Raw genomic sequence first — 14,104 nt, forward strand, 5'->3', positions numbered from 1 at the left:
AGTGCGGAGGACTCCAGATTCACAGCCTTGCATCTACCGATTGGTCCGACCCGCCAGAATCGAGTTGACGCGGGAAACGCCAAGGATCATACTTTTAACGTGAAACGTCGGATATCTCTTCTGCTGCTTATCGGAGCCTTGCTGGGTCTTCTTGCCCAGGAAGCGGCGTTCGCCTCCGCGCCGGCAATGCCGATGCAAGATACCGCGATCGCTGCGCCGACGATGAGCGCCGAATGCGCAGAAATGATGGGCATCGACAAGTCGCAAGACAAGGAGCCCTGCCAGGGCCTCACGCTCGACTGCATCGCCAAGATGGGCTGCGCGGTTCCACCCGCGGTGGTATCGTCGGCTGTGCCGCTCGCGATCGCGGCTCACATGCCGGGCTTGCTCGATCCGCTTCCGATCCGGCGGCTCGCTGGCCGGATGATCGGTCCCGAACCGGATCCACCCCTGCTCCTCGGCTGAATTGCACAAGGCGCGTCGGCCATTCCGGCGCGCACTTCCCAGCTTTTCAACCGAGGAATTCGACATGAAGACGATATTTGCCGTTGCCGCGCTCGCCGCCGCAACCCTTGCCGCTCCCGTTCTCGCGCAGGAAGCGCCGGACGGCCATTATGAATGGCAGACCCGCCAAGTGCCGGGACCGAACAAGTCCAACACAACTTCGCGGGTCCGCGTCTGGGTGAAGGACAAATCGGCGCAGATGGCTGAATGCAACTGCGACATGATGAAGTCCAGTCCGGCCGACTGCATGAAGAAGATGTCTGGCGACCACATGGCGCACCCCGGAGCGTAAAGCTCTCCGTCCCCGGCGCCCTTGCGCCGGGGACGGTCCTGCCCGGTCCACAAAGGGGGACATCATGCGCCTATTCTTCGCGGCGGCTTTGCTTGCGCTGCCGGCGGCGAAGAACAGGGCAAAGGGAGGTTGCCGCGCCCAGTACCGTTACCGCGCAACTGACCAGCATGGCTCCCATATGACGGTCAGCCCCAACGTATCGGCGGAGTGTAGAACCCGCTCCGTCGGCACCATCTGTGACCGACGCTGCGTGGGTCGCCGAGAGCTAACGGCAGCGATTGAAGTAGTGCTATGCGACTACCGATCGGCACAGCACTTCGCAAGGAGCAATCTAATCATGAACTCCAGCCTTTATCACGACAGTCCAGATCATGGGCAAGATCGACACCGTTGCCTCAGAGGCGGCCTAGGCGGCACTGCGCTCGCCTTGACGCTCATCTGGACAACCGCGGCATTCGCGCAATCTGCGCCTGGACAGATAGTACCACGGCCTGCGATCGCATTGCCGGCCGCCGAGCCTATACTTACCCTCAACGAGGCCGTTGATGTGTCCTTGGGCGACCAGCCCAGTGCTGCCGCCTTTGAACGCGAAGCGGACGCATCCGAACAGGCTGCGATCGCGGCGCGGACGCTTCCCGATCCACAGCTAACCTTAGGGACGCAGAATCTTCCGGTCACCGGGCGCATGGCCTTCGATCCATCGGCCGACTTTATGACCATGCACACGATCGGTATCATGCATGAGCAGGTGCGTCGTTCGAAGCGTGAGGCAGAAGCCGCGCGACTGCGCGCGGAAGCGGTCGTCAGCCGCACCGAAGCCACCGTCCAGGAAAGACGGATTGCGCGCGACGTGATGGTCGCTTGGATAAACGCGGTCGAAGCTCAGGCAAAGCAGCGGCTTCTCGATCGGATCATGGAAGACCTCAGTGTCGCTTATCGAGTTATGGTCGCGGGTGTTCCGACCAAAGGGTCGACGCCCGCCGATGCGCTTCAGATGCAGGCGGAAATCTCGCTCGCCCGGGCTCAGTTGGCAGACGCACAGGGACAAGAACAGCGGGCGCGAGCGGAACTCTCGCGCTGGATCGGCAGCGCCGCGCAGCGGCCACTCCCAAACAGCATTCCCGCGGTCGCGCTTCCAGCGAACGCCCAGAAAGCCGTCGATCTGTCAATTCACCCGCAGATACGGCTCGCTGACGCGCAGGAGCAGGCCGCTCTGCGACAAGTCGATGTTGCACGGCGGGAACGCAAGCCTAATCTGACCTGGTCGGCGATGTATGGCTGGCGCCCCGATCTTGGGGATATGGTGACGGTGGGCGTTACCATCCCGCTCCAGATCAACCGATCCCGTCTCCAGGACCGCCGCATCGCCGAGGCATCTGCGCGCGCCGACGCGGCACGGCTACGGGCCGAAGACGCGCGGCGAGATCTCAGCGGCGCCTTGGGCAAGGCGATAGCGGACTATGGGGGGGCTGATGCCCAGCTTTCTATTCTGGTTAATCAGTCCGTACCTTCGCTCGAGGCCTCCTTCGATGCCGCAGAGGCACGTTACAGCGCCGGCGAAGGCACACTTGAGTTGCCCCTGTCGCTCGTGCGGCGATATGTGGAAACGACGATGCAAGCGCTTGAACTGCAGGCACGGCGTGGGCGCGCAGCAGCTGAAATCGTCTATCTGACCCAGGATATCGTGAAATGATCAAGAACAAAAAGATCCTTGCGGCCGGCGTCGCGCTCGTGGTGGCCCTCGCCGCTGCGGGCTACTGGTTCTCGATGGGCGAACAGCCGTCCGCCGGAAGCGCAAAGGGTGACGTCGTGAACGGTGTTGCCCAGGATGGCTCCGGGCGAGTCGTAAAATATTGGTACGACCCGATGGTGCCGATGGAGCGCTATAATGCCCCGGGCAAATCGTCGATGAACATGGACCTTCAGCCCAAATATGCGGATGAAGGGGGCGATAGCGGCGGTATCCGGGTATCCTCGCAAACGCAGCAAAATCTGGGTGTGCGGACTGCGCGTGTCGTGTTCGATCGGCTGGCGCCTGCGGTCACCGCTATCGGCCGAGTCGAAACTGACGAGCGGCGTATTGTCGAGGTGCAGACGCTCACTGCAGGTTTTGTCGAGCAACTCAGTGTACGCGCGGTCGGCGAAGCAGTGACGAGGGGAAGCCGCGTCGCCGCTGTCTACGCGCCCGACCTCCTGGGTGCGCAAAACGAATATGTCGCGCTTCTGAAGATACCCGGATCGGTCATTACGCCCGACCTCAGGCGTGCGACCCGCCAGCGCCTCGTGCTGCTAGGGCTGCCTGAACCCGCAATACGCAACCTGGAGCGCGGCGGGCATCCACAGCGCACCTATGGCGTTTTCGCACCGCGATCAGGCATTGTCACGGCAATCGGCGCACGACCCGGTGCGCGTGTCGAGCCGGGCCAATCCATTCTTACGCTTGCTGATTTGTCACAAGTTTTGGTCGTGGCCGAAGTTCCAGAGATATCACTCGGCCAGATCCGCGTCGGTCAGTCGGTAAAGATCACCTTTCCGGCTTATCCCGGAGAGACCCGCGAGGGCAGGATCGATTATATCTTCCCAACGCTGGATGCCGAGGCCCGCACCGTCCGTGTGCGGATCGCGCTGCCCAATCCGGCCGGACGGCTCAAGATCGGCATGTTCGCCAATCTGGAGATAGCCGGCAGTCCGACAGGCGCGCTCGTCGCGCCAACAGAAGCCGTTATCGTGACAGGCAAGCGCAACGTGGTGATCGTCCAGCGTGGCGGTGTCTTCATTCCCGTCGAGGTCGAACTTGGGCGAACGGTCGGAGACAAGACCGAAATCCGGCGCGGGCTGGCGGCGAACGACGTCGTCGTCGTTTCAGGGCAGTTCCTGATTGATTCCGAAGCCTCGCTGGCGGGTGTGATCGAACGCCTGTCGCAAGGGCAGGCCGCAGCAGCGCCGCAGCAAGCGCAAACGAGCCTAATTGAAGGGCGCGGGGTTATCACTGCGCTCGATCTCGGAGCCGGCCGGGTCACGTTGTCGCACGGGCCGATCCCCGCGATCGAGTGGCCGGCGATGACAATGACCTTCCCGGTCAAGAATGCGGCGCTTCTACGCGGCCGCAAGACCGGCGAGCGCGTGCGGTTCTCGTTTCAGAAGCCCCAACAAGGACAAACCCCTGTCATCGAGCGGATGGCGCTGGAGACGGCGCAATGATCGAGCGCATCATCCGCTGGTCGGCTGCCAATCGAATGATCGTTCTGCTGGCTGCCGCCTTCATCACCGCCGCAGGATTGTTCGCGGTTAGTCGCACGCCACTCGATGCGATTCCGGATCTCTCCGACGTGCAGGTGATCATCCGGACCCCCTATCCTGGGCAGGCGCCCCAGATTGTCGAGAGCCAGGTCACCTATCCGATCGCAACAACCATGCTCTCGGCGCCCGCGGTACGGGCCGTGCGCGCATTTTCCATGTTCGGGGACTCTTTCGTTACCGTCATTTTCGAGGACGGCACCGATCTCTACTGGGCACGGTCGAGGACGCTCGAATATCTCAACCAGGCAACCGGCCGGCTGCCGCCAGGTTTGACGCCTGCGCTCGGTCCCGACGCAACAGGCGTGGGCTGGGCCTATCAATATGCGCTTGTCGACCGCACGGGCGGCAATGACTTGGGACAGCTTCGGGCATTGCAGGACTGGTTTCTCAAGTATCAGCTCAAGGAAGTGCCGGGCGTTGCCGAGGTCGCCAGCGTTGGCGGAATGGTTCGCGCGTTCCAGGTCCAGGTCGATCCCGAGCGGCTGCAGCTTTACCGATTGTCAGTCAATGACGTGATGGAGGCGCTGAAGACCGCCAACAATGAAACCGGCGGATCGGTGATCGAACGCGCGGAAGCCGAATACATGATCCGTGTCGGAGGGTATCTGAATACGCTTGACGATTTCCGCAATATTCCACTCAAGGTCGGCGAAGCTGGCGTTCCCGTGACGATCGGCGACATAGCGCGCGTCCAGATCGTCCCCGATTTCCGACGCGGCATCGCCGAGCTCAACGGGCAGGGTGAAGTTGCAGGGGGGGTCGTGGTCGTGCGCGCCGGCGCCGACACGCGCGCGGTCATCGACGCGGTCAAAGCGAAGCTTGAGGAGCTCAAGCCCTCGCTGCCAAAAGGCGTCGACATCGTACCTGTTTACGACAGGTCCAGCGTGATCGACCGCGCGGTCGAAAACCTGACGCACAAGCTAGCCGAAGAGTTCATCGTCGTCGCGATCGTCTGCGCCATATTCCTGCTGCATTTCCGCTCTTCGCTGGTTGCGATCCTGACATTGCCGCTGGGCGTGCTTGCCGCCTTCATTGTGATGTATTTTCAGGGGGTGAATGCGAACATCCTGTCGTTGGGTGGCATCGCGCTCGCGATCGGCGCCATGGTCGACGCGGCCGTGGTCATGATCGAAAATGCGCATAAGCGGTTGGAACATGTCGAGCATGAGCATGGAGGAATGACCGAGAAGCTCAGGCGGCGCACCATCGTCGACGCCGCTGCAGAGGTCGGTCCCGCGCTCTTCTTCTCGCTGCTCATCATCACGCTGTCCTTCCTGCCGGTGTTCTCGCTCGAGGCACAGGAGGGTAAGCTCTTCAAGCCGCTGGCCCTGACCAAGACCTATTCGATGGCCGCTGCTGCGGGCCTGTCGGTGACGCTTATCCCGGTTCTGATGGTGATGTTCATCAAGGGCAAGATCCGCCCCGAAGACAAGAACCCGATCAACCGGGCGCTGATCGCGGCCTATCGCCCAGGACTTGCCTGGGTGATGCGCTGGCCAAAGCTCGTGCTTGGGCTGGCCCTCGGTGCGCTCCTCATCACCGCCTGGCCGTTGTCGCGCTTGGGCGGAGAGTTCATGCCGGCGATCGCCGAAGGCGATCTCCTCTATATGCCCACAGCCCTTCCCGGGCTTTCGGCCTCCAAGGCTTCCGAACTGCTCCAGATCACCAACCGGATGATCAAGACGGTTCCCGAGGTGAAGACAGTATTCGGCAAGGCTGGCAGAGCCGAGACCGCGACCGACCCGGCGCCCCTTGAGATGTTTGAGACGACGATCCAGCTCAAACCGGAAAGCGAATGGCGACCCGGCATGACGATGGACAAGATCATCGCCGAGCTTGATGCCCGCGTCAAAGTCCCGGGGCTTGCCAATGTCTTCGTCCAGCCGATCCGTAACCGGATCGACATGCTCGCAACAGGCATCAAGAGCCCAGTAGGCGTCAAGGTCACCGGCGCAGACCTGGCGACGCTCGACCGGCTGGGGGCCAACATCGCGCAGGTTGTGAAAACGGTACCCGGCACGACTTCAGCGATCTCGGACCGCATCATGGGCGGTCGTTATATCGACGTCCAGGTCGACCGTCTGGCTGCGGCCCGTTATGGACTCGCGATCAGCGACGTCCAGAACACAGCCGCAGTGGCCGTCGGGGGCATGCCGGTCGGCGAGAAGCTTGAGGGCCTGGCGCGCTTTCCGATCAACGTGCGCTTTCCGCGCGAAACGCGCGACAGCGTGGAGGCGCTACGGAATCTGCCGATCGTCGCACCAACCGGCGGGATCGTGCCTCTGGGCGCGGTCGCCACCATCCAGGTCGTCGATGGCCCAGTCATGATCAAGAGCGAGAACGCGCGGCCCTCAGTCTGGGTCTATGTCGATGTCCGCGACCGCGATATCGTGGGCTTCGTCAACGAGGCCCGCCAAATGGTCGCAAACCAAGTCAAGATGCCGTCGGGCTACTCGCTCTCCTGGTCGGGCCAGTTCGAATATGCCGAACGCGCATCGAAAAGACTGGCCTGGATCGTGCCGCTCACGATCGGGATCATCTTCCTGCTGCTCTATATGGCGTTCCGGCGGATACGCCAGCCGCTCATCGTGCTGCTCGCACTGCCCTTCGCCCTCGTTGGTGGCGTTTGGCTTATCTACCTGCTGGGCCATGCGGTCTCCGTGGCGACCGTAGTCGGCTTCATCGCGCTGGCGGGTCTCGCCGCTGAGTTCGGCGTGATCATGCTTGTCTATCTCGACCGCTCCATCGAGGAGCGGATTGAGCAGGGCAAATTCGCCCGCGAGGAGGATCTGGAAGACGCGCTGATGGAAGGCGCGGTCCTCCGTGTACGCCCAAAGGCGATGACGGCCGCCGTGATCCTGGCGGGTCTCTTCCCGCTTCTTGTGGGCACGGGAACCGGCTCGGAGGTCATGCAACGATTGGCGGCCCCCATGGTCGGCGGGATGATTACGGCGCCGTTGCTTTCGCTCTTCGTGCTGCCCGCGATCTACAAGCTGCTTGGCGTGAGGCACTTTCTGCGCGCGCCTGCGGATGAAGAGGAGGAGCCCGCCGCCAGCCCGCAGACCGCCTAAGGAGCACCCGATCAATCTGACCTAAGACCATGAAAGGAAATGAGGATGATGAACTGCTGTGGACCTGCCGCGATGATTGCCGTCCCGATCGTTCAACACGTCTGACGTGCACTACCAAGCCACCGTTTAACCTTGAAGGAGAAGACCATGAGACCACTGCAGCTAATGACCGTACTCAGCCTCGCGATGTCCCTCGCAGCCTGTGGCGATAAGAAGGAGACCAATGCTCCGGCGGCAAACAACACTTCCGAGATGACCGGCAATATGGGCAACATGGCCATGCCGGCCGACGCCGTTGCAAAGACCGCCAAAGGGACGGGTACGGTTACGGCGATCGACAAGGCGGCCGGCACGATCACGCTCGAACACGGCCCCATTGCCGAGGCCAATTGGCCGGCCATGACGATGGCATTCAAGGCGCCGCCCGAACTTGTGGACAGCGTGAAAGTCGGTGACAAGGTTGGATTTGACCTCGCGCTGAAGAATGGCACCGGCGAAATAACAGCGATTACCAAGCAGTAGAAGCACGTGCTGTGCCGCCGCTGGCGGCACAGCACGTGCTCAAGATAGCGCCACGGTAAGATTTCGTCAGCGCATGGCCGGAGGCACTATCGCTTACATCCCGAGACACTGGGCAGGCAAGAACAGACCGGGGTTTGAGTAGCAACGAACAGAAAACATACATAATGGCCGGTGTTAGGTATCGTCGATGCCGGTAGCGCTGGGATCTCGCATGGCCGCACTCGGCGGGGGGCTTAGAAGTTTCCCCGGACAGCTTCCTGCAGGATCAGCTTGTCCAGCGTCAGGTCCGGGATCGCACGCCAAAGCCGCGCATTCTCCTTCTCCAGATTATTCATCCGACGCGCTTGGTCGGTCTTCCGCCCGCCATATTCCTTGCGCCACCTATAATTAGGTCTGTTCGCTGACCGCATCCGCCGACACGCCTCAGCGGTCATCGCACCCGGCGCCAGCACGACCTCCGCCTCACTCAGCTTGCCAATAATCTCCTTCATGATCCAAAATAACATTGATTTTGGACCACTCAGAAGGGGGCAGATCATGTCGATCCGACCTGACACCATCTCCGGAGCACTTTCAAAATGTCGCCTCAACTCCCGGACCAACCCCATTTTGTCGGACCACGCCGACAGCTACGGATGCAGGGTCGAGTTCTATGACCGGATACCCCACACGTAAAAAGAACTGATACTGGCTTAGGGATTGACGGGGCTGTCGCATAAGGAGATCGTGCGGTGGAAGCCGCGCGCATTCCGCCGCCGGGCACGCGCGTCATGTGCGGTGGGTCTGTCGGTGATGTGAAGAGGAACGAACAAGGGTAGCAAGTCATGACCGAGGTCAAACACAGTGAAGCCGGCAGCGGCCAAGGTGGCCGCGACGTCGTTCTGATCACGGGCGCGAGCGGCTTCATCGCCGCCGCGCTGATCGCCAAACTTAGCGAGCACTACACGGTCGTCGGCCTCGATCGCGCCGGCCCTCCCGACCCGCCGCCACCCGCTGCGTCCGTTGATTTCGATCTTGGCTCTGACGAGGCGGTGCGCGCCGCGCTGAATGAAGTCCGTGCCCGCTATGGCAACCGTATCGCTTCGGTGATCCACCTCGCCGCCTATTATGACATTACGGGCGAGCCCAACCCTCTCTACGACAAGATCACCGTGCAGGGGACGCAACGGCTGATCGATGGCTTGCAGTCGTTCGAGGTCGAGCAGTTTGTCTTCGCCAGCACGATGCTGGTCCACAAACCGACCCCTACCCCGGATGAGCGTATCAACGAAGAATCGTCGATCGGTGCGTCCTGGGCGTATCCACAGTCCAAGGTTGACACCGAAGCATTGCTGCATGAGCATCACGGGAAGATTCCCGTCGTCTACCTGCGCGCTGCGGGAGTTTACGACGACGATGGACGCTCGGCGTTTCTCGCCCAGCAGATATCTCAGATATACGAGCACCGCCTGATTTCGCATTTCTATCCCGGCATGCTGTGTGCGGCGCAGTCATCAGTGCACCGCGACGATTTAGCCGATGCCGTGTTGCGTCTGGTGGACCGGCGGCACGATCTTCCGACCGAGCTGCCGCTGCTCATCGGCGAGCCCGAAGCGCCCGGCTATGCCGAGATTCAGGACATCGTCGGCGAGGCGCTCCACGGCGAGGGGTGGAAGACGATCCGCATTCCGCAGCCGCTCGCGAAGGCCGGGATCATTCTGCAGAACGAAGCGCTCGGCAGGGAAGACTTCATCCAGCCCTGGATGATCGACAGCAGCAATGACCACTATATTCTCGACATCTCCCGCGCGCGTTCGCTGCTCGGATGGGAGCCGAAACACAGCCTTCGCGACACCCTGCCCGCGATCGTTGCCGCGTTGAAGCGCCATCCAAGGGCCTGGTACCGGAACAACAAGCTCAACGAGAATCTGGTTGCCTGGCACGATAGGCCAGAGGCAGAACCTGTAGGGCTAGGCCACCAGCCCGCAGCGGCAGGCGACGGGATGGCCGGGATGGATCACGGGGCTGTGGACCATAGCAGTATGGACCACGCCGCCATGGGGCACGGACCTGGCGCTGCGGACATGGCAAAACCCGGCCATGGTGCACATGGCGATTACATGGCCATGATGGACCGCGATGAGCGCCGCGCCCGCTGGGCTCTTTACGCCAACATCGGTCTCGGTCTCTGGCTCGCCTCCAGCCCGCTCATTTACGACTCCGTTACCACACAGAGCGTCGGCGAGGCCGCACGCTTTGTTACGGTTGATCGCGGGCTGCCGTCGATAGAGTGGCGCGCGAACGCGCTGAGCATCAGCGATTTCGTCAGCGGTCTAGCGATTGCGCTATTCGGTGCGTTGTCGCTCTCCGCACGCACCAAGACATGGGCGCAATGGGCGGTAGCTTTTGTCGGCATTTGGCTGCTGTTCGCACCCCTGGTCTTCTGGAGCCCGAGCGCTGCGCAGTACAACAACAACTTGCTCATAGGTTCGGCGGTGATCGCCCTGTCGGTGCTAGTACCGATGATGCCAGGCATGAGCATGGCGGGCATGATGGACCCCAAGAACATCCCGCCGGGCTGGACCTATTCGCCATCCACGGACGCGCAGCGGCTGCCGATCGTCGCCATGGGGCTGATCGGCCTGCTCACCTCGCGTATCCTGACCGCCTATCAGTTAGGCCATATCGATACTGCATGGGAGCCATTCTTCGTTGGCTCACTTGCCGATCCGCGTAACGGCACCGAGGAAATTATCACCTCGGCCATGTCGAAAGCCTGGCCAATCCCGGATGGAGGTCTCGGCACAATCAGTTACGTGCTCGAAATCCTGATGGCGGTGATGGGTACCCGCGACCGCTGGCGGACGATGCCGTGGATGGTGACCTTCTTCGGCATTCTCGTCATCCCGCTCGGCATCGTGAGTATCTATTTCATCATCAGCCAGCCTATCGTCATCGGTACGTGGAGCACGCTCGCGCTGATCGCGGCGCTGGCAATGCTGATCATGATTCCTTTCGCTCTCGATGAAGTCATCGCTATGGGCCAGTTCCTGGGCTGGGCGAGGCGCAAGGGCAAGCCACTGATCCGCACCTTCTTCCAGGGCGATGCGATTGAGGCGGGCGAGGTGGACGCGTCCGACGCCATGGCATCACCGGCGGCATTGTGGGCGGACGCGAAGAAGGGTCTGACGCTGCCATGGACGCTCGCGGCGAGCATCTTCATCGGCGTATTGCTGATGTTGACGCGGGTGCTGTTCGGTACGGAAGGCGGCATGGCTAACAGTGACCATATCGTCGGCGCGCTGGTCATTACCGTCACCATCATTGCGACGGCAGAAGTCGCCCGCGCCCTCCGCTTGATCAACGTTACGTTCGGCGCTTGGCTTGTCGCCGCGCCGTTCCTATTGACCGGCGTCGGCCAGCTCGGCGCGATCGTGTCGGTGGTCGCGGGGCTTGCCCTCGTCTGCTTGAGCCTGCCCCGCGGCAAGCGCAGTGCCGAACATTACGCGAGTTGGGACAAATACGTGATTTGAGCATCGCCCGCGCCCGGCGTCGGCGCATCGTTCGAGAAGCTCAGTGAAAGGGGTGCGGTGATCGTGCCGATGGACAGGATCAAGGTCGACAATGCGAGGGCGGGGGCGCACGACCGCGCAATTGGCCGATGGGAGAATGAAGGCGGCGCCTTCACCGGCTTACACCAGCACCGGACGCCCACCGTCGCCGGCGAGATAGGCGATGCAGCGGGCGGCAATCTGCGCGTGCGGCTGATCGCGCTCGAAAACCTCGTCGTGGCGCTGCTGGCCGGGGGACCCGAGAGCCAATCCGAGTTGGTGCGAGAAATGGCCGCCTATATTTCTCCCAGGCCCGGCGCGACGCCCCACCGACTAACTGTCGAGGCGGCGCGCAACATGCTCGCTCTCCTCGAGCGCGCTGCGCACTACAAGTCGCTCGACCGGGACTTCGAGCGATGAGCTTCAACCCCTACTTTATATTCGCGACCGGAATCGAGAACAGCTACCCACGATCAAGAACGGTAGCCATCGCGTCAACGAGATGGCCAGTGCGGCCATTGCGGGCGACGGCGCGACGATTTCGACGGGGTCGAGGAGCCGGACGACCGGCGACCATCGACAAGGTGGGCGCCGTCCAACCCGGCGCTTCAACTTACACTCAAGGCCGCCTAACCGATGCAGCCCGGCCCCACACCCTGCTGATGGACACAACCGATCGCAACTCACCGACTTACCGCTCGCCGCATAATCTGCTCGGCTCGACGTTCCGCTTCTTGAAGCTATAGTAGGTATAGCACTCACATCAGGTCGGTTAGCAGCAATGGCGTTCTGCCCACCCGGCTGCTTTCACAAGAGGAGACAGAGCGCATGACGTTGCAGCTTGGTGATACAGCGCCGGACTTCGAGGCCGAGACGACCGAAGGCCAAATCCGTTTTCATGAGTGGATGGGTGCTGACTGGGCGGTCTTCTTTTCCCACCCCAAGGACTTCACGCCCGTCTGCACGACCGAGCTCGGGGAGGTCGCCCGCCTCAAACCCGAGTTCGACAAGCGCGATACCAAGGTGATTGGGCTGAGCGTTGATCACATCGAGGATCACCACGCCTGGGCCGGCGACATCGCCGAAACGCAAGGCCACGCGCTCAATTTTCCGATGATCGCCGATCCTGACTGCCGGATCGCCGAACTCTACGGGATGATCCACCCAAAAGCCAACGACACACTCACTGTCCGCTCGGTGTTCATCATCGGACCCGACAAGAAGCTCAAGCTCAGCCTCACCTATCCAGCGAGCACGGGCCGCAACTTCGAAGAGATACTCCGCGTCATCGACTCCCTGCAGCTGACCGCCAAATACAGCGTAGCGACGCCGGTGAACTGGCGGCAGGGCGAAGACGTCATTATCGTTCCCTCGCTCAGCGATGACGAGGCCCGCCAGAAATTCCCGAACGGCTGGCGGACCGTGAAGCCCTATTTGCGCATCACCCCACAACCGCAGGATTAAGTGCAGGCGGTCGCCGCGATGCTGAAGCCACTGCCTAATCAAACCCCCGCATCCACGGGCTCGCCTCGAAATGCGTCGAGGATGCGGCATTCGTCGAGGGTGGTGTGCCCGCATTGCTTGAGGAGACGCTCGAGCGTGGCTTCTAGCGCCCTGAGGTCGGCAATCTTGGCTCGGACCTCGCGGAGACGTGTGGCGGCCATCCTGTCCACCTCCGCACAGGGCGCGTCGTCCGCCCGCTCCGAAAGGGCAAGAAGCCCCCGCACGGTCTTGAGCGGAAAGCCGAGCTCGCGCGCCCTCCGGATGAACCTGAGACGCTCAAGATGATGGCGGTCATAGACCCGGTGTCCACCCGCGCTGCGGCCAGGCTCGGGCAGCATCCCGATCTGCTCATAATAGCGGATGGTCACCACCTTGCACCCGGTGAGAGTGGCCAACGCTCCGATCGAGAGGATTTTACCCATGCCCTTGAACCTATAGCAGCTAGAGGTCCTATCATAGTGACGAGCCTGTGTTTGTGAATGCGGAGAGTTGGCTATGGAGGATTGCTGCAGAGATGCTGGCGACCCGAGTCGCGAGAAAAGCGATACTGCGCTGATGATCTCGTCAGAGCCCTCCACGGCACCTCTCGCGCCGACGACGGCACGCGCCGGGCGCCGCGCGACGGCGACGCCTGCTGCTCAGGCAGCTCCTCTGACCCGAGCAACGATGCCGTGTCTCACGAGCCTCACCCTAGCCCTGACGGACGTCCGCAAGTGATGGGTGACGACTGCTGCTCGGCGAAGGAGCAGGAGATCGCCGCCTTGAGCGCTCATTTGGGCGTGAAGCGCGTGCTCCAAATGGTCCTTGCGATCAACCTCATCATGTTTGTTGCTGAGTTCACGGCCGGGATGCTGGCGAACTCCACCGCCCTCATGGCCGACTCGGTCGACATGCTGGGGGATGCGCTGGTCTACATACTAAGCCTCTACGCACTTCAACGCAGTCTGCGCTGGCGTGCCGGCGCCGCAGTCGCGAAGGGCGGAATCATCGCTGCCTTCGGGATCTGGGTCATGATCGAAGCGGCCTTGAAGCTGGTCAACGGCGTGAGCCCCGCCGCCGGGACGATGGTTCTCTTCGGACTGATCGCGCTGGTTGCCAACCTGACTTGCCTCGCGCTGCTCTACCGCTTCCGCCACCGCGACGTGAACCTGTCCAGCACGTTCGAGTGCTCGCGGAACGACGTCATCGCCAACACCGGAGTTCTTCTCGCCGCTGGCGGCGTCTACGCAACCGGCGCGGCCTGGCCTGACATCCTCGTGGGCGCCGTTATCGCGGTGTTGTTCTTCCGCTCCGCGATCCGGGTACTTCGCCAGGCCTGGCAACAATTCAGGTCAGCCAGCCCCGCCGTGGCGGTGGTGTTGGATTGAGACATAGTCTTCAAA

11 protein-coding genes and 1 pseudogene are annotated in these 14,104 nt (G+C 62.0%); 10 read left to right on the forward strand and 2 right to left on the reverse strand.

Translation table 11 applies throughout. The features are described 5' to 3' along the window. Positions 1-27: 27 nt before the first annotated feature. The 6 genes from OVY29_RS14580 (at position 28) to OVY29_RS14605 (ending at position 7,689) form a co-directional block, all read left to right on the forward strand. Entirely contained in the window at positions 28-465 is a 438-nt protein-coding gene (locus OVY29_RS14580) for a hypothetical protein (protein ID WP_313911624.1), read from the forward strand. A gap of 64 nt (positions 466-529) precedes the next feature. Then, on the forward strand, positions 530-796 hold the full coding sequence (locus tag OVY29_RS14585) for a hypothetical protein (protein WP_137890115.1): 267 nt from the start codon (positions 530-532) through the stop codon (positions 794-796). A 337-nt stretch (positions 797-1,133) separates the two neighbouring features. After that, positions 1,134-2,489 carry a TolC family protein gene (locus tag OVY29_RS14590; protein WP_313911625.1) on the forward strand — a complete coding sequence of 452 codons (1,356 nt, stop codon included), beginning with the start codon at positions 1,134-1,136 and terminating at the stop codon, positions 2,487-2,489. Then, on the forward strand, positions 2,486-3,997 hold the full coding sequence (locus OVY29_RS14595) for an efflux RND transporter periplasmic adaptor subunit (protein ID WP_137890113.1): 1,512 nt from the start codon (positions 2,486-2,488) through the stop codon (positions 3,995-3,997). Before OVY29_RS14590 ends, OVY29_RS14595 begins: the two co-directional genes overlap by 4 nt. Next, complete coding sequence (locus OVY29_RS14600; RefSeq protein ID WP_137890112.1) at positions 3,994-7,167, forward strand: efflux RND transporter permease subunit; 3,174 nt, start codon at positions 3,994-3,996, stop codon at positions 7,165-7,167. The genes OVY29_RS14595 and OVY29_RS14600 overlap by 4 nt, the downstream gene beginning before the upstream one ends. Before the next feature lie 147 nt (positions 7,168-7,314). Next, complete coding sequence (locus OVY29_RS14605; RefSeq protein WP_171013497.1) at positions 7,315-7,689, forward strand: copper-binding protein; 375 nt, start codon at positions 7,315-7,317, stop codon at positions 7,687-7,689. A gap of 242 nt (positions 7,690-7,931) precedes the next feature. On the opposite strand, the pseudogene OVY29_RS14610 reads toward OVY29_RS14605, so the two are convergent. Next, positions 7,932-8,195: pseudogene (locus OVY29_RS14610) on the reverse strand (transposase); the annotation flags it as partial. 318 nt (positions 8,196-8,513) lie between these two features. Here OVY29_RS14610 and OVY29_RS14615 point away from each other — a divergent pair. The 3 genes from OVY29_RS14615 to OVY29_RS14625 all read left to right on the forward strand — a co-directional run bounded on the left by OVY29_RS14615 (position 8,514) and on the right by OVY29_RS14625 (position 12,683). Next, entirely contained in the window at positions 8,514-11,201 is a 2,688-nt protein-coding gene (locus OVY29_RS14615; protein WP_137890110.1) for a vitamin K epoxide reductase family protein, read from the forward strand. A 57-nt stretch (positions 11,202-11,258) separates the two neighbouring features. After that, positions 11,259-11,639, forward strand: a complete 381-nt coding sequence (locus OVY29_RS14620) for a hypothetical protein (protein ID WP_137890109.1) — start codon at positions 11,259-11,261, stop codon at positions 11,637-11,639. A 408-nt stretch (positions 11,640-12,047) separates the two neighbouring features. After that, a complete protein-coding gene (locus OVY29_RS14625; protein ID WP_137890108.1) occupies positions 12,048-12,683 on the forward strand; it encodes a peroxiredoxin in 636 nt (211 codons plus the stop codon). A gap of 38 nt (positions 12,684-12,721) precedes the next feature. Here OVY29_RS14625 and OVY29_RS14630 read toward each other — a convergent pair whose 3' ends face one another. Further along, a complete protein-coding gene (locus tag OVY29_RS14630; RefSeq protein ID WP_171013495.1) occupies positions 12,722-13,144 on the reverse strand; it encodes a helix-turn-helix domain-containing protein in 423 nt (140 codons plus the stop codon). Positions 13,145-13,438: 294 nt separating this feature from the next. On the opposite strand from OVY29_RS14630, the gene OVY29_RS14635 reads away from it, so the two are divergent. Beyond that, a complete protein-coding gene (locus OVY29_RS14635) occupies positions 13,439-14,089 on the forward strand; it encodes a cation diffusion facilitator family transporter (protein ID WP_137890203.1) in 651 nt (216 codons plus the stop codon). Positions 14,090-14,104: the final 15 nt, after the last annotated feature.

Source organism: Sphingopyxis sp. SE2, from assembly GCF_032227185.1.
In the GTDB taxonomy this organism is placed as follows: Bacteria; Pseudomonadota; Alphaproteobacteria; order Sphingomonadales; family Sphingomonadaceae; genus Sphingopyxis.